Origin of the sequence: Microbaculum mangrovi, assembly GCF_051390635.1 — a bacterium.
Classification (GTDB): Bacteria; Pseudomonadota; Alphaproteobacteria; order Rhizobiales; family Tepidamorphaceae; genus Microbaculum.
In genome coordinates, this window is record NZ_JBPODT010000002.1 from 266548 (window position 1) to 281879 (window position 15332).

16 protein-coding genes are annotated in these 15332 nt (G+C 68.2%); 15 read left to right on the top strand and 1 reads right to left on the bottom strand.

The annotated features are described in order from the left end of the window. Window positions 1-36: 36 nt before the first annotated feature. The 3 genes from ACSF9G_RS07670 to ACSF9G_RS07680 are packed head-to-tail and all read left to right on the top strand — an operon-like array spanning window position 37 to window position 3076. Window positions 37-981: a class II glutamine amidotransferase domain-containing protein gene (locus tag ACSF9G_RS07670; RefSeq protein ID WP_436640152.1), complete on the top strand. Its 945-nt coding sequence runs from the start codon at window positions 37-39 to the stop codon at window positions 979-981. Then, window positions 978-1670 (top strand): GltB/FmdC/FwdC-like GXGXG domain-containing protein, encoded by a 693-nt coding sequence (locus tag ACSF9G_RS07675; RefSeq protein ID WP_436640153.1) that lies wholly within the window; start codon window positions 978-980, stop codon window positions 1668-1670. Before ACSF9G_RS07670 ends, ACSF9G_RS07675 begins: the two co-directional genes overlap by 4 nt. Then, the gene (locus ACSF9G_RS07680; RefSeq protein ID WP_436640154.1) at window positions 1655-3076 is read left to right on the top strand and encodes an FMN-binding glutamate synthase family protein; all 1422 of its coding nucleotides are present in this window, start codon (window positions 1655-1657) and stop codon (window positions 3074-3076) included. Before ACSF9G_RS07675 ends, ACSF9G_RS07680 begins: the two co-directional genes overlap by 16 nt. A 95-nt stretch (window positions 3077-3171) precedes the next feature. Here ACSF9G_RS07680 and ACSF9G_RS07685 read toward each other — a convergent pair whose 3' ends face one another. Then, entirely contained in the window at window positions 3172-4311 is a 1140-nt protein-coding gene (locus ACSF9G_RS07685) for an FAD-dependent oxidoreductase (RefSeq protein ID WP_436640155.1), read from the bottom strand. Window positions 4312-4416: 105 nt separating this feature from the next. On the opposite strand from ACSF9G_RS07685, the gene ACSF9G_RS07690 reads away from it, so the two are divergent. From ACSF9G_RS07690 to ACSF9G_RS07745, 12 genes are all read left to right on the top strand, one after another. Then, window positions 4417-5712, top strand: a complete 1296-nt coding sequence (locus ACSF9G_RS07690) for a glutamine synthetase family protein (RefSeq protein ID WP_436640156.1) — start codon at window positions 4417-4419, stop codon at window positions 5710-5712. Between the two features lie 3 nt (window positions 5713-5715). Further along, on the top strand, window positions 5716-6024 hold the full coding sequence (locus ACSF9G_RS07695; RefSeq protein WP_436640157.1) for a EutN/CcmL family microcompartment protein: 309 nt from the start codon (window positions 5716-5718) through the stop codon (window positions 6022-6024). Window position 6025: 1 nt separating this feature from the next. Continuing rightward, window positions 6026-6334, top strand: coding sequence for a BMC domain-containing protein (locus tag ACSF9G_RS07700; protein ID WP_261614706.1), 309 nt, complete (start codon window positions 6026-6028; stop codon window positions 6332-6334). 46 nt (window positions 6335-6380) lie between these two features. After that, entirely contained in the window at window positions 6381-7616 is a 1236-nt protein-coding gene (locus ACSF9G_RS07705) for a hypothetical protein (RefSeq protein WP_436640158.1), read from the top strand. After that, window positions 7609-8988: an aldehyde dehydrogenase family protein gene (locus ACSF9G_RS07710; RefSeq protein ID WP_436640159.1), complete on the top strand. Its 1380-nt coding sequence runs from the start codon at window positions 7609-7611 to the stop codon at window positions 8986-8988. The genes ACSF9G_RS07705 and ACSF9G_RS07710 overlap by 8 nt, the downstream gene beginning before the upstream one ends. Before the next feature lie 10 nt (window positions 8989-8998). Next, on the top strand, window positions 8999-9628 hold the full coding sequence (locus ACSF9G_RS07715) for a BMC domain-containing protein (protein ID WP_436640160.1): 630 nt from the start codon (window positions 8999-9001) through the stop codon (window positions 9626-9628). Then, window positions 9628-10815, top strand: a complete 1188-nt coding sequence (locus ACSF9G_RS07720) for a malate dehydrogenase (protein ID WP_436640161.1) — start codon at window positions 9628-9630, stop codon at window positions 10813-10815. The genes ACSF9G_RS07715 and ACSF9G_RS07720 overlap by 1 nt, the downstream gene beginning before the upstream one ends. A gap of 5 nt (window positions 10816-10820) precedes the next feature. Then, window positions 10821-11237, top strand: coding sequence for a Rid family hydrolase (locus ACSF9G_RS07725; protein ID WP_436640162.1), 417 nt, complete (start codon window positions 10821-10823; stop codon window positions 11235-11237). A gap of 128 nt (window positions 11238-11365) precedes the next feature. After that, window positions 11366-12673: an ABC transporter substrate-binding protein gene (locus ACSF9G_RS07730; RefSeq protein WP_436640163.1), complete on the top strand. Its 1308-nt coding sequence runs from the start codon at window positions 11366-11368 to the stop codon at window positions 12671-12673. A 100-nt stretch (window positions 12674-12773) separates the two neighbouring features. Then, complete coding sequence (locus ACSF9G_RS07735; protein WP_436640164.1) at window positions 12774-13625, top strand: branched-chain amino acid ABC transporter permease; 852 nt, start codon at window positions 12774-12776, stop codon at window positions 13623-13625. A 2-nt stretch (window positions 13626-13627) separates the two neighbouring features. Beyond that, window positions 13628-14605 (top strand): branched-chain amino acid ABC transporter permease, encoded by a 978-nt coding sequence (locus tag ACSF9G_RS07740; protein ID WP_436640165.1) that lies wholly within the window; start codon window positions 13628-13630, stop codon window positions 14603-14605. Continuing rightward, entirely contained in the window at window positions 14589-15317 is a 729-nt protein-coding gene (locus ACSF9G_RS07745) for an ABC transporter ATP-binding protein (RefSeq protein ID WP_436640166.1), read from the top strand. Before ACSF9G_RS07740 ends, ACSF9G_RS07745 begins: the two co-directional genes overlap by 17 nt. The last annotated feature ends 15 nt before the right edge of the window (window positions 15318-15332 follow it).

Consider the following 15332-nt stretch of genomic DNA (forward strand, 5'->3'; position numbering starts at 1 on the left):
ATACAGTATACATGAATTGCGAGGAGATGCAAAAACGTGTGTGGGATCGCAGGTAGAATTCTCAGTGCCCCCGGGCGCGTCGGCAACGACCTCGTCGAGTTGATGGATGCTCAGGAACACCGGGGAGCCGACAGCACCGGCTTCGCGGTCTACGGCATTCCGCGCGACGAGGGATATATTCTTCGCGGCATGGGATTCAACGAGTCCCGGCTGTCGGCGGATATGGAGGACTTCCGGCTGATCCTTCGGGAACACGGCGCCGATTTCCTCGATGAGCCGACCTTCGTCACCGGCGGCGCGGCGCATTATTGCGTCCGCATGGTGATCTCCGATCCGAAGGACCTTGCCCGCTGGATCAATGACGCCGACACCATGTCCGACCGCTTCGAGGTCCAGTCCTGCGGCCGGTCGCTGGAGATCGTCAAGGACACCGGCGGTTCGCGCGACGTCGCCGAGAAGCACGGCGTGCGCGACATGATCGGCACCCACGGCCTCGGCCATGCGCGTCTGGCCACCGAAAGCTCGGTGCTGCCGAACGCCAGCCATCCGTTCTGGGCGCGGCCGTTTCCCGACGTCGCCATCGTCCACAACGGCCAGATCACCAACTATTACACCTGGCGCGATCGCCTGCACCGGCTCGGCTATCGCTTCCTCACCGAGAACGACAGCGAGCTGATCGCCGTCTGGGTGTCGCACGAGATGAGCCAGGGCCTGACCCTCGACCAGGCGCTGAAGAAGTCGATCAGGGATATCGACGGCGTCTTCACCTACATGATCGCCGGCGAGGACGGCATCGGCTTCGCCAAGGACCGGTTCGCCATGAAGCCGCTGGTGGTGGTCTGGCAGGACGGTTCGTTCGCCGCCGCCACCGAGGAGCAGGCGGTGCGCCGGATCTACCCGGGCGAATGCGACGTCATCAACTACGACGGTCCGAGCCTGACGGAGATCTGGGGGGTGGGCAACCGGAGGGCCGCAGCGTGAGCGAGATCGTCATCGACGTTGGCGATCGGCCGATCCGGGAGGTCAACCAGGATATCCAGGCCGCCTGCGCGGCCGGCGGCCCGATCCGCGTTCGCAACACGCTGTCGCGGCACAATCTCGGCGTCGGCCTGCCGCCCGGCGTGACCATCCATTTCGAGGGCAGCGTCGGCTACTACTGCGCCGGGCTGAACACCGGCGCCACCGTCACCATTGAGCGCAACTGCGGCTGGGGCGTCGCCGAAGGCATGTCCGACGGGTTCGTCACCGTCGGCGGCTATGCCGGCATGTCCTGCGGCGCGGCGATGACCGGCGGCCTGATCCACGTGAAGGGCGATTGCGGGCCGCGCTGCGGGGTCGCCATGAAGAACGGCACCATCGTTGTCGAGGGCAAGGTCGGCTACCAGTGCGGATTCATGGCCCACAAGGGTCGGATCATCGCGCTGGGCGGCGCCGGGGAATCCTGTGCCGACGCGCTGTGGGAGGGCGAGGTCTGGGTTGCCGGCGCGGTCGACAGCCTGGGCGTCGACGTCAAGGTGATCGAGCCGACGGCGGAGGAGGTCGCCGAGGTCGACGCCATTCTCGAGCCGCTTGGCCTGAAGGACACGTCGCGCAACTGGCGCAAGATGATCTCGGGTCAGCGCCTCTGGTACTTCGAGAGCCGGGATGCAGGCGCATGGCTGATGATCTGAACACTCCCTACGAATACCCGTTCGACATGCCCTCCGAGGCCGACATCAAGTTCGGCGACGGGGCGATACCGGGCCGGCCCGCCGGCGTCCCGTCCTCCTATGACGAGGGCGGCTCGACCCGCTGGACCCCGGAGGCGATTTCCGAGGTTCATGCGCTGGCCCAGCTCGGCCGCTACCAGGTGCGCGGCTACAACACCTTCAACAAGCGTCTTCCCACCTTCGACGACCTGACCTTCGTGCCCGCGACGATGACGCGGCTTCCGCTGGAGGGCTATCGTGAGAGCTGCGACACCACCACCGTGCTCGGCGCCGGCCGCGGCCTCGTCGAGAAGCCGCTGGAGCTGAGGATACCGATCTACATCGCCTCGATGTCCTTCGGCGCGCTGTCGGCGCCGGCCAAGGCCGCGCTCGGCTACGGCGCCTCGAAGGCGGGCACGATGACCTGCACCGGCGAGGGCGGCATGCTGGAGGAGGAGCGCGAGGCATCCAGGACGCTGCTCTACCAGATGTCGCCGGCGCGCTATCGCATCGACCTCGACCACCTGCGCCGCGCCGACGCGCTCGAGCTGGTGGTGGGGCAGGGGGCGAAGCCGGGGACCGGCGGCCTGCTGCTCGGCATGAAGGTGTCCGAACGGATCTCCAGGATGCGCACCCTGCCGGTCGGCGTCGACCAGCGCTCGACCATCCGCCATCCCGACTTCCTCGGCGCCGACGACCTTGCGGTGAAGCTCGAGGAACTGCGGATCGCCACCAACTACCAGGTGCCGATCTTCGTGAAGATGGGTGCGACCCGGCCGCGCTACGACGTCGCCATCGCCGCCAAGGCCGGCGCCGACGTGGTGGTCGTCGACGGCGCGGAGGGCGGCACCGGCGCCTCGCCGGAACTGCTGCTCAACCACACCGGCATACCGACCATGAGCGCGATCCGCGCCGCGCGCGAGGCGTTGGACGAATGCGGCATGACCGGCAAGGTCGATCTGGTCGCCGCCGGCGGCATCCGCTCCGGCGTCGACGCGGCCAAGTGCCTGGCGCTGGGCGCCGACGCCGTGATGATCGGCAACGGCGCGATGATCGCGCTCGGCTGCAACTCGCCGCGCTATCTGGAGGACTACCAGAAGCTCGGCACCTCGCCCGGCGCCTGCCACCATTGCCACACCGGCCTGTGCCCGGTCGGCATCTCGACGCAGGATCCGGAGTTGCAGAAGCGGATGCATGTGGACGCCGGCGCCGAGCGCGTCGCCCGCTACCTCGCGGCGATGACGATGGAGATCACCGCGCTGGCCAAGGCCTGCGGCAAGTCCTCCGTCCACAATCTCGAGGTCGAGGACCTGCGTGCCCTGTCCTTCGAGGCCTCCGCCTTCACCGGCGTCAAGATGGCCGGTATCGACCGGGCGTACGACTGGTGAGGTGACCCCGTTCGAGTGGTGAACCACTAAAGTCCTGGTCGGCGAGTCTGGGGCGTGCCCCGGACGTGGTCCGGCGCGCGCGACGCCCTCGGGCGCTACCGCCCCGACGGGCTTTCGGCGGGCGACAGCTTGCGCCGGCCGGCGATCTTGAACCGGTCGGCGGTGCCGTATTCCCTGCGGCCGACCCCGGCGACGAAATCCCCGAAGACCGGCCCGTGCTTGTAGAGGTGGCCCGAGCAGCCGCCGGCGAGCAGGACGTTGTCGTGCTTGGGGTGCCAGTCGACGATGAAGTGGGTGTCGGGCGTCAGGATGATCTGGTTGAACTTGGAATCGACCACCTTCTGCCCGACCAGGCCGGGGAAGCGCTTGCGGATGTAGCTGCGCGTGCGCGCCAGCGTCTCGCGCCGGATCAGCCGCTCGTCGTTGTCCAGGTCGATCTTGTCGGGAATGACGACGGCCGCCTTGACGCCGGAGCCTTCCGTCGACGGCAGGCCGAACGACTTCTCGCCGTGGTCGATCCAGCACGGCATGTTCTCCTGGTCGAACGAGGCGTCGCCGTCCGGCGTCGAGGTGTAGAGCACGTTGACGCCGACCACAGCCGTGATCGGCTTGACCGTGCGCGGATACATGTCGGCCATCCACGGGCCGGTCGCCACCACGATCAGGTCGGCTTCCAGCGGCTTGCCGTTCAGCACCAGCCGCTCGTCGGCGTCCGTCGTCACGTGGCCGCGTTCCACCGTGCCGCCGGCGCGCTGGAACAGCTCCAGCCCCGCGCGCACGCCGCGGTGGGCCATGATCATGCCGGCCTCCGGCTCGTACAGCGAGTAGGCGACGCTCGCGGTGTCGAACTGCGGGAAGCGCGCGGCGGTCTCCTGCGCGGAAAAGCGGTAGTAGGGCACGCCGAGCTTGTCAAAGGTCTCCGCGGTCGCGTCCTCCCAGTGGCAATGGCCCTGGGTCGCCAGGATCAGCGCGCCGCACTCGTAGTAGAGCCGCTGGCCGATCTCGGCCTGCAGTTCCATCCAGCGCAGCCGCGCCTCGCGCGCCCACAGCGTATAGAACTCGTCGCGCCCGTGGATCGCCCGGATGACGCGGTTATAGTCTGTCGACGAGGCGCGCGAATGGCCCGGTTCCCAGCGGTCGATCAGGGTCACGCTTTCGCCGCGGCGCGCCAATTCCAGAGCCGTCATGACGCCGGCGATACCGCCGCCGACAACCACCGCACTGGGCCGCGCCATCGGGAAATTCCTCTTGCCAACACAATTTGATATGCATACTGTATACTGAATACAAAGACCGATCAACAATCGGCGAATAACGGTTGGCAAAGGCTGGAGGGGACCTTGACGCAATCGGAATTCGGCCTGCCGGAGGGCACGCATACGGTCGTTCTGGGGCTTGGGGATCTGTGCGGGATCATGCGCGGCAAGCGCATCCCGGCGACCCACTGGGACACGATCTGCCAGTCCGGCAACGCGCTTTCAATCGCGCTCTTCGCCATCGACATGACCTGCGACGTCTGGGACACGCCCTACGTCAACTTCGGCAACGGCTATCCCGACATGCACATGCTGCCGCTGACCAGGCCGGTGTCGCTGCCCTGGGAGCCGGGCGTGGCGTTCTGCCTGGCCCGCGCCGAGGGCATGGACCACAAACCGGTGCCGATCGATCCCCGCAACGTTCTGGTCCGGCAGATCGAGCGCGCCGCGGCGATGGGCTACGCCGTCAATGTCGGCACCGAGCTGGAGTTCTACCTGCTCGACCCCGAGACCCGGCGCCCCAGGGACAAGGGCATCCAGGTCTACGGCCTCGAGCGCGCCGCCGAGCTGGAACACGTGCTCGGGCCGATCCGCCAGCAGATCAACGAGGCCGGCATTCCCATCGAGCAATCGAACCCGGAATACGCCCCCGGCCAGGTCGAGGTGAACATCCACTACGGCGACGCCCTCCTGTCCGCCGATCGCGTGGTGATCTTCCGCTCGTTGGTGAAGCAACTCGCCACGCACCACGGCTATCTCGCCACTTTCATGGCGAAGCCGTTCTTCGAGCAGTCCGGCAACGGCTTCCACACCCACTATTCGTTGTGGAAGGACGGCAAGAACGCCTTCGCCGACGGCGGCAAGCTCAGCCAGACCGGCCGCCATTTCGTCGGCGGCCTGCAGAAGCGCATGGCCGAGATGTCGGTCTGCGGCACGCTCACGCCGAATGGCTACCGCCGCCGCCAGCCCTTCTCCTTCTGCCCGATCAACACGACCTGGGGCCTCGACAACCGCACGGTGGGCATCCGCGTGATCGAGGGAGCCGACGCCGCGACCCGGGTGGAGAAGCGCGACGGCACCGCCGACTGCAATCCCTATCTGATGCTCGCCGCCGAGGTCGCCGCGGGCCTGGAGGGCATCGAGCAGGGCATCGAGCCCAGCGCGATGACCACGGGCAACGGCTACGAGGACGAGGCGGCCGAGCCGATCCCGGGCAGCCTCGACACGGCGATCGCGCTCGCGCGCCAGTCCGACTGGCTCAAGGCGCTGTGCGGCGACGACCTGTACGAGCTGCTGTGCCAGATGTGCGAGCGCGAGATCGAGTTCGTCAACGCGCAAGTGACCCCGGTCGAGATCGACCGCTACCTCGGGAATTTCTGAGCGATGAAGATCGCCCGCGTCACCGGAACCGTCACGGCCTCCGTGAAGGCGGCCCCGCTGACGGGGCACAAGCTGCTCGTCACCGATGTCGAGGACGGCGCGGGCAACGTGCTCGAGCCGGCGGTCGTCGCGGCCGACACATGCGGTGCCGGCGTCGGCGATCTCGTGATGCTCGTCACCGGCTCCGCGGCGCGGCTGCCGGCGGCGGTCGCGGGCGTACCGATCGATGCCGCCATCGTCGCGGTGGTCGATCATGTCGATATCGCGGGAGGTCCGGCGAAAAGGGCCCCCACCAGGAGAAGGAACGGGTGAAATGGCAAAACCGGTCAGCGGACAGATGGCGCTGGGCATGATCGAGACCCGCGGTCTCGTCGCCTCCATCGAGGCGGCGGACGCGATGGTCAAGGCGGCGAGCGTGACCATCATCGCCCAGACCAAGTCCGGTGGCGGGCTGGTCTCCACGCTGGTGCGCGGCGAGGTCGGTGCGGTGAAGGCGGCGACCGATGCCGGCTCCACGGCGGCCAACAAGGTCGGCGAGGTGGTCGCCGTCCACGTCATCCCGCGCCCGCACGACGAGCTGGAAGGGATCATCGCGGCACTGGGCGGCGGCTCGGCCGACTGAGTGACCCGGTGCCGCTCCGACGTCTCGTCCAGGGGGATACCGGTCGATGAGCGCCGCAGGATTCGAGGAGTTCGCCGAGGCCGTCGCCGCGCGCAGCGCCGGCGGCGCCGTTGAGGCCGCGCCCCGCTACGACCGGGTGACGGTGCTCGGCGGTGGCCCCGACGCGCGCCTGCTGGCGGCGCTGTGCCTTGCCGAAGGGGCCGCCGTCACGCTGTTCTCCGCCTACGGGGAAGAGCTGTCGGCGCTGCGCTCGGGGGCGGGCGTCGCGTTGCGCGGCGCCGGTCCGGTCGGCACCTACCAGATCGACCAGGACAGCGTTCCCTCGATCAGGACGACGGCGGAGCTCGACCGCGCGGTCGCCGGCGCCGAGCTGATCTTCCTCACCGGACCGATCCACAAGCAGCGTACCTACGCCATGGTGCTCGCCGACCATGTCCGCGACGGGCAGGTGCTGGTGTTGGCGCCGGGGCGTTCGATGGGCGCGCTGGAGGCGGCCTGGCTGCTCCGGGTCGGCGGCGCCAAGGCCGACATCACGCTGGTCGAGACGCAGGGGCTTCCCTACTGGTTCGCGGTATCCGGCGCGACGCTCGACCTGTCGCCGGCGGCAACCGTCAGCGCCGCGACCCTGCCGAGCGGCCGCCCCGCGGTGCTTGCCGGCCTGGCGCGCTACCTGCCGAACCTGAACCCGGTGCTCAGCACCGTCCATTCCGGTTTCGCCGACGGCTCCGGCCTCGTCGAGGTGCCGGCGTTGCTGCTCGGCGGGCCGGCCGTCGGCAATGGCGGGCCCGAGGTGCCGATGGGCGGCGTGCCGCTGCCGGAGAACCGGACCTTCCGCGCGCTGATCGGCGCCGAGCATGCGGCGGTCATCGCTCGGCTCGCCGACGAACGCGCCGCCGTGGGCCGTGCCTTCGGCGTGCGCGACCTGCCGTCGGCCACCGGCTGGATGGACATTCATGCCGGCGCGCTGAAGGGACCGGGCAGCCGTCCGGAGCCCTCCGGCGCCACCGCGACCGCCATCCTGCGCGACGCCACGATCGGCTCGCTGGCGCCGCTCGTCTCCGCCGCGCGGCTCGCCGACGTCGCCGTGCCCGCGACCGAAGGCATGATCACGCTCGCCTCGACCATCCTCGGCGCCGACGTCGCGACCGCCGGCCGCAAGCTGGAGACGGTCGGCATCGACGCGACCGACATCGAGGACGCGCGCCGCATCATGGACGTCATCGCCCGGGGGGCGACGGCCACCGGGGATCCGCAACGACCGGGGAGCGGCACCGATGGATGACGATCTCAAGTCGATCGCCGCGGCCCGGCGCGCCGCCGATACCGCCTTCGAGGCCTATCGCAGGTTCCTCGGCACCGATCCGAAGGCGATCGACGCCCTGGTCGACGCCATGGCGCGCGCCATCGAGCCGGAAGCCAAGCGCCTCGGCGAACTCGCGGTGGAGGAGACGGGCTACGGCAACGTGCCGGACAAGCGGGTCAAGAACCTGTTCAACGCCCTGGCCGTCGCCGACTATCTGCGCGACGTGACGACCCTCGGCGTGCTGTGGCGCGACGACGCCACCAAGGTCGCCGCGATCGGCGAGCCGATGGGTGTGGTCGCGGCCCTGATCCCGGTCACCAACCCGACCTCGACGATCATCTACAAGGTGCTGTCGGCGGTGAAGGCGGGCAACGCGATCGTCTGCGCGCCGCATCCGCGCGGGGTACGATGCGGCCTGGAAACGACCCGCATCATGGCCGAGGCGGCCGAGCAGATGGGCGCGCCGAAGGGCCTGATCCAATGCCTGGATCATGTCACGATCCAGGGCACCGGCGAGCTGATGCGCCACCGCCGCACCTCCGTCGTCATGGCCACGGGCGGCCCGGCGATGGTCCGCGCCGCCTATTCCTCGGGCAAGCCGACGCTCGCCGTGGGCGCCGGCAACGTGCCCTGCTACGTCCATGCCTCCAAGGCCGGCCAGCTCGGCGAGGTCGCCGAGCAGATCGTCATGTCGAAGAGCTTCGACTACGGCACAGCCTGCGTCTCCGAGCAGGCGGTGGTCGCCGACCGCCAGATCGCCCGCGAGCTGCGCCACGAGATGAAGCTGCGCGGGGCCTATTTCTGTACCCCGGCGGAGGCCGACAGGCTCGCCCGGGTGATCTTCACCGAGCACAACGCGATCGCGCCGGACAGCGTCGGCCAGTCGCCGGAGGCGCTGGCCAGGCGCGCCGACTTCTCGATCCCGCCGCGCACGCGCTGCCTCGTTTCCGAGGAGACCGAGGTCGGCTGGCAGCGGCCGCTGTCGGCGGAAAAACTCAATCCGGTGCTGGCCTTCTACGAGGCGCGCAACTCGGACGCCGGCATCGAGATCGCCCATGCGATCGCCATGTTCGGCGGCTGGGGCCATAGCGCCGTCATCCACTGCGACGATCCCGCGATCGTCGCCCGCTACGCCACCGTGCCGACCGGCCGCGTCCTGGTGAACACGCCGGCGATCACCGGTGGCATGGGCTATTCGACGGACCTGGAGCCGAGCTTCATGCTCGGCACAGGCACGTGGTCGGGCTCGATCACGTCCGACAACGTGACCGCGCTTCACCTCATCAACATCAAGCGCGTCGCATACGAAAACCGGCCGTGGCGCGACATCTACGAGGAATACGGGGAGTAGGGTCCAGGGCATGACCAGGAGCGACATCACCATCCGCGCGCTGGTGCAGATCGACAACCTGCAACCGAAATTCGCCGCCTATAACGGCGCGACGGTGCAGGGCTCGATCCCGCTATCGGGCGACACCATCCTGATCGGCGAGCTGGCGCCCGGCAATGGCGTGTTCTCCCTGATCGACCGGGCGCTGAAGGCGAGTTCGGTGGAGGCGACCAGCCAGATCGTCGAGCGCGAGTTCGGCTTCTTCATCCTGCGCTCGCCCTCCAACGCCGAGGTGACGGCGGCCCGCGAGGCGATCCTCGCCGAACTCGGCGCCTCGATGCGCGACCGGGTGAAGCCCACCGTCGCCTCGACCCAGATCATCACCTCGGTCGAGCCCTATCAGGCGCAGCTCCTCAACAAGTGGCGCAAGGGGACGCTGGTCGTTCCCGGCCAGACGCTGGGCATCATCGAGTGCGCGCCGGCCGCCTACATCTCGATCGCCGCCAACGAGGCGGAGAAGTCCGCCGAGATCGACATCGTCGAGGTGCGCGCCGTCGGCCGCTTCGGCCGCCTGTTCGTGTCGGGATCGGAGAATTCGGTGGAGGCCGCGGTGGACGCCGCCGTCGCCGCCATCAAAGCCGTCGAGGGGACACCGGAATAATGGCCGCCGGCCGCCGTGTCATCGGGGCTGAACATGTCGAGGAGGCGCGGGCGCGCGGCCGCATCGTGGTCGAGATCCTACCCGGCGACATCGTCACGGCGCTGGCCAGCGAAACGGCGCAACGGCTCGGCATCAGGCTGGTGGACGGCCCGATCGAGCGCCCCGCCGTCGCGCGAACGGACGGCGGCACGTCGCTGCGCCGCGTCCTCTACCGCCGTTCGCCGAAATGGGTCGCGCCGAAGCCGGCGACGCCGCGCAACGCCCGCCGCCTGACCAAGCTCGCCCTGATCGGCGCCGGCGGCGTCGGCGGCACTATCGGCCATCTGGCGGCGAACGCCGATCTGGTCGACGAGATCGCTCTGATCGACATCGCGCCGGGGCTGGCCGAGGCGGTCGCGCTCGATCTCAACCATGCCAGCGGCATCAGCCGCACCCGCGCCCGCGCCGTCGGCGGCACCGATGCGGCGCTCGTGTCCGGCGCCGACGTGGTGGTCGTCACCGCCGGGCGGCCGCGCACGCCCGGCATGTCGCGGGCCGACCTGATCGACGTCAACCGCCGGGTCGTCCAGGCCGCGGCGGAAGCGATCCGCACGCAGGCGCCCGGGGCGATCGTCATCGTCGTCACCAACCCGCTCGACGAGATGACCGTGGAGATGCTGCGCGCCACCGGCTTCCCGCGCGAGCGGGTGCTCGGCATGGCCGGCACGCTTGATTCCAGCCGCTTCCGCAACGCGCTGGCGGCGGCGGCGGGCGTCGGCCCGGCCGATGTCGAGGCGATGACGCTGGGATCGCATGGCGACGAGATGGCGCCGATCGTCTCGCTCGCGCGCATCAGGGGGCGGCCGCTCGAAATGTTCCTGTCGCCCGCGCGGATCGACGCCTGCGTCCAGGACGCGGTAACCGGCGGCGGACAGGTCGTGGCCCTGCGCAAGAGCGGGTCGGCGACGCTTGCCCCGGCCCATGCCGCCATCGAGCTGATCGACCACATTCGCGGCGCGCGCACCGGGCCGGTCCCGGTCTCGGTCATGCTCGACGGCGAATACGGCATCGCCGGCGTGGTGCTGGGTGTTCCCTGCCACCTGGGCCGGGGCGGGCTGGTCGCCGTCGAGGAACTGAACCTGACGGACGCCGAGCGTACGGCGCTGCGCGCCGCCGCCGAGGCGATCCGCGGCCGGCTCGGGCTGTAGCCGCCATGGTCGTGCGGACCTTCAAATCCGGCGGCCGTTTCGAGGAGGTCGGGTCGTATTGCCGGGCCAAGCGGGTCGGCCCGTTCGTCTTCGTTGCCGGCACGACGGCGATCGAGCCGACCGGCCGGCTGCATGCGCCGGGCGATACCTATCGCCAGGCCATGTACATCTTCGGCCGCATCGAGGCCGCGCTGGCCGAGGTCGGCGCCGAGATGCGCCACGTGGTGCGCACCCGTGCGTTCCTGACCGACATGGCCCGGGGCGGCGGCGATTTCGTCCGCGCCCACGGCGAGGTGTTTAAGGGCATAGACCCGGTGACGAGCGGCGTCGAGGCCGGTCTGACCCAGCCCGGCATGATGATCGAGATCGAGGCCGACGCCCTGATCCACGACCCCGACGGGACGGTGGTTTTCGGCGGCTGATCGGCCGTTCCGGCGGGGCGCTTTTTAGCCGCCGAGCAATTGACGGGTCATTCAGACCGTGTACTGTATTCAGAATACAATAAGATCACGAACAGGTCATATCCGGTCACGGAAGGGGAACAAAGACAATGGGATGGACGTTACGGACAGTCGCCGCCGCGCTGGTGGTTTCGGCATCGGCGTTCGCGGCCACCACCGCACCTGCGCAGGAGCCGGTGAAGGTGGGATTCATTGGATCGCTGGCCTCCGACACCGGCAGAAGCACCCTTCGCGGCGCACAGATCGCGATCGACGAGCTCAATGAGAAAGGCGGCGTTCTCGGCGGCCGCCAGATCGTCCTGGTCGAGGCCGACACCGGCGGCGACGTGACGGAGGGCATCAAGGCCTACGAGTATCTCGCCGAGACCGAGAAGGTCGATTTCATCGTGTCCGGCTCCATCGACGACGTGTCGCTCGGCTGGCTGCCGCGCATGGTCGAATACAAGATCCCGACGCTGGACACCTGGACGTCGAACATCGGTATCATCGACAAGCTCGTCGAGGACTACGAGACCTACAAGATGTACTTCATGAACATCGCCTCCGACGAGGCGCTGGCCACGCTGTACGTCGATTTCGGCAAGGATGTGCTGAAGGACAAGATGGGCTGGGAGAAGGTGGTGATCCTGCAGGAGGACACCGCGTTCGGCAACGCCATCAACGGCCTCGTCACCCAGCTGCTCGCGCCGGAAGCCGGCATCGAGGTCGTCGACACGATCGTCTACGACACCGCCACGGTCGACTTCTCGCCGATATTCTCCAAGGCCGTCGATAGCGGCGCCGACTTCATCTACCTGATCTCCTCAGTGAACGGACAGGTCGTCTCCTCGCAATACGTGAAGTTCCAGGTTCCGCTGGCCATGACCGGCGTCGCGGTGGCGACGCTGGGCCACGAGTACTGGGAGGACACCGGCGGCGCCGGCGGCGGCATCTCCTCGCTGAGCCCGATCCCCTCGGTGGGCTTCCAGCTCGACGACATGGACCAGGCCTTCGCCGACAAGTACGTCGCCCGCTACGGCAACGACCGGCCGAAGTTCCCCCACTTCAACGGCTTCAACGCCTACTGGGGCGTGCTGCAGGCCTTCGACGCCGCCGAGACGGCCGGCGGCTTCCAGCCGCTCGACAACTGGGTCGACGCCATGCTGAACGAGGACTGGGTGTTCGAGAAGGACGGAGAGCTGTGGATGCGCTACGCCTTCTGGAAGCCGGGCGAGGTCGAGCCCCGCACCGGCCGCACCTATCCGCACAACCTGAAATTCGACATCACGCCGCCCTATGACGACGGCGCGCCGTCGATGGTCGTCATCCAGTGGTACGAGGACGGGACGCCGCATGTCGTCTACCCGCCCAAATACGCCAACGGCGACTTCAAGCTGCCGTCCTGGATCAAGCAGTAGTCTCCGGGCTCTCCGCGCCGGGCGCGCTTGAGCCCGGCGCGGGGGCCGCCGAGACGGAACCGACATCGACAATCGAAGATCGGCCGGGGCCAGCCTTCCGATGATCCAGGTCATTATCCAGGGGCTGTTGTTGAGCGGGCTCTATTCGCTGATCGCGATCGGCTTCACGCTGATCTTCAGCGTCGGCCGGGTCCTCAACCTCGCCTACGGCGCCTACCTGATGCTCGGCGCCTATGTCTATTTCTACATGGCGCAGACGCTCGGCCTGCCGATGGCCGTCGGCATGGCGGCGGCGATCGCCGTCGGCGCGCTCGCCGGCAGCCTGAAATACGGCTTCATCGTCAAGCCGCTGAAGGGCGATCACGTGGCGGTGGAGATCTCCACCCTGATCCTCGCCGTCGTCGTGCAGGCCGGCATCGTTCTGGTCTTCAACGACAGCTCCAAGGTGCTGCAGCCGATCGTGCCCGGCGTCGTCTGGATCGGCGGTGCGGCGGTCACCTACAACGTCGTCGCCGCGACGCTGGCGAGCTGGGTCATCCTCGGCGCGCTCTACCTGTTCGTGCGCAGGACCCACACCGGGCGGGCGATGCAGGCGGTCTCGATGGACATCAAGGGCGCCGCCATCTCCGGCATCGATCCCGACCGGGTCAACCTCATCACCTGGGTCATCTCCGGCATCCTGGGTGCGATCGCCGGCGTCTTCTTCGCCAGCTACACCCAGCTTAATCCGTCGATGTGGGTCTCGCCGCTGATCATCGCGGTGGCGGTCGTCATCGTCGGCGGCATCGGCTCGATCATCGGCACCCTGGTCGTCGCCCACATCATCGGCTTCATGGAGGTGATCTCGACCACCTTCATCGCCGCCGAGCTGCGCGGCGTCTTCACCATGCTGCTCATCATCGTGGTCCTGGTCATGATGCCCAGGGGCCTGTTCGGCCGGGCGGAGCTGTAGCGATGGCGGCCGGCATCACCTGGCGCCACGTCGTGCTCTGGGCCCTGTTCGTCGTCGGCATGTGCCTGCTTCCCTATCTCGTCCCGTCGGGCACGCTGCGCACGATCATTTTCGCCAACTACCTGGCGATCTTCGCCATGAGCTGGGACTTCCTGTCCGGCCGCACCGGCTACATCAGCTTCGGCCATCCGTTTCTGATCGGCATCGGCGCCTACACCACGGCGATCCTGTCGTACCGGTTCCATGTGCCGGTCTCGATCTCCATCCCCGCCGCCGTCGTCGTGACCATGCTGGCCGGCACGCTGTTCTTCCTGCCGGCGCTGAGGATCCGCGGTTCCTACTTCGCGCTGGTGACGCTCGCCTTCATGGAGCTGATGTACCAGCTCGTGCAGGTGATCCGTCCCGACCTGACCGGCGGCACGCGCGGCATATCCGGCGTCAAGACGCTGCTGAGCGGGGCGACCAACAACTTCTACCTCTCGTTCGGGCTGATGACGGTCATCGCCATCTTCCTGTGGAGCCTGAACCGCACCCGCGTCGGCACGGCGCTGAGCGCAATCGGCATGAACGAGGAATCGGTGCGCGGCAGCGGCCTCAACACCACGAAGCTCAAGCTGTTCGCCTTCATGGTCAGCGCCTTCGTCGCCGGCGTCGGCGGTGCCTTCTACGTCCACTATCTCGGCTCGATCGCCCCGCGCGCCCTGTTCGACATCAATTTCCTGTTCACGATCATCGTCGCGTCGCTGATCGGCGGCGCCTCGACCATCATCGGCCCGATGGCGGGCGCCTTCTTCCTCACGTTCCTGCTGGAATACCTGCGGCCCTATCTGCCCGGCACCGAACGCTATTTCATCTACGGCACCGTCGCGCTGGCGCTCTTCATGTACCAGCCCAAGGGCCTGTACCAGATCATCGTCGATGCCGCCGAACGGGTCCGCGGCAAGCCGAAACCGGAGGCCGTCCGTGACCCCGCTGCTTGAAGTTGACCGTGTCGTCAAACGGTTCGGCGGCATCTCCGCCGCCAACGACCTGACTTTCTCGGTCGGCCAGGGCGAGTCGCTCGGCCTGATCGGTCCCAACGGCGCCGGCAAGACCACGGTGTTCAGCCTCATCATGGGCGAGCACCGACAGAATTCCGGCGCGATCCGGCTTAAGGGGCAAGACATATCCGCGCTGCCGACCTACGAGCGCATCAAGCGCGGGGTGGCGCGCACCTATCAGGTGCCGCGTCCGTTCGGCGAGATCAACGTCGCCGAGAACATCCGCGTCGGCCTGATGCCGGACAGCATCCGGCTGATGCTGACCGAGGGGCCGGACCCGGCGGCCGAGCTGGAGCTGGCCCGCAGCGTCGGCTTCGACGCCGGCGATCTGGCGCGCAAGCCGAGCGAGCTGTCGATGGGCGACCTGCGCAAGCTGGAGCTGGCCCGTACGCTCGCCACGGCGCCGCAGATCATCCTGCTCGACGAGGTCTTCGCCGGCCTGACTGTCGGCGAGATCGGGCAGATTTCGGAACTGCTCGCCCGCAAGCGCGCGGAAGGCATGACCTTCATCATCGTCAGCCACGACCTGCGCTCGCTGGAACCCCTGATCGACCGCGCCGTCGTCATGACCTTCGGCCAGGTGATCGCGGCGGGCACGTTCCACGACGTGATGAGCGACGAGAAGGTGCGCGCGGCCTATCTCGGCCACTGACGCAATCGGGAGACC

What these genes read in the sequence shown, in the direction of transcription:
- ACSF9G_RS07680 (WP_436640154.1), top strand. Translation starts at nt 1,655, where the DNA reads ATGGCTGATGATCTGAACACTCCCTACGAATACCCGTTCGACATGCCC.
- ACSF9G_RS07685 (WP_436640155.1), bottom strand. Translation starts at nt 4,311, where the DNA reads ATGGCGCGGCCCAGTGCGGTGGTTGTCGGCGGCGGTATCGCCGGCGTC.
- ACSF9G_RS07695 (WP_436640157.1), top strand. Translation starts at nt 5,716, where the DNA reads ATGAAGATCGCCCGCGTCACCGGAACCGTCACGGCCTCCGTGAAGGCG.
- ACSF9G_RS07700 (WP_261614706.1), top strand. Translation starts at nt 6,026, where the DNA reads ATGGCAAAACCGGTCAGCGGACAGATGGCGCTGGGCATGATCGAGACC.
- ACSF9G_RS07705 (WP_436640158.1), top strand. Translation starts at nt 6,381, where the DNA reads ATGAGCGCCGCAGGATTCGAGGAGTTCGCCGAGGCCGTCGCCGCGCGC.
- ACSF9G_RS07710 (WP_436640159.1), top strand. Translation starts at nt 7,609, where the DNA reads ATGGATGACGATCTCAAGTCGATCGCCGCGGCCCGGCGCGCCGCCGAT.
- ACSF9G_RS07715 (WP_436640160.1), top strand. Translation starts at nt 8,999, where the DNA reads ATGACCAGGAGCGACATCACCATCCGCGCGCTGGTGCAGATCGACAAC.
- ACSF9G_RS07720 (WP_436640161.1), top strand. Translation starts at nt 9,628, where the DNA reads ATGGCCGCCGGCCGCCGTGTCATCGGGGCTGAACATGTCGAGGAGGCG.
- ACSF9G_RS07725 (WP_436640162.1), top strand. Translation starts at nt 10,821, where the DNA reads ATGGTCGTGCGGACCTTCAAATCCGGCGGCCGTTTCGAGGAGGTCGGG.
- ACSF9G_RS07730 (WP_436640163.1), top strand. Translation starts at nt 11,366, where the DNA reads ATGGGATGGACGTTACGGACAGTCGCCGCCGCGCTGGTGGTTTCGGCA.
- ACSF9G_RS07735 (WP_436640164.1), top strand. Translation starts at nt 12,774, where the DNA reads ATGATCCAGGTCATTATCCAGGGGCTGTTGTTGAGCGGGCTCTATTCG.
- ACSF9G_RS07740 (WP_436640165.1), top strand. Translation starts at nt 13,628, where the DNA reads ATGGCGGCCGGCATCACCTGGCGCCACGTCGTGCTCTGGGCCCTGTTC.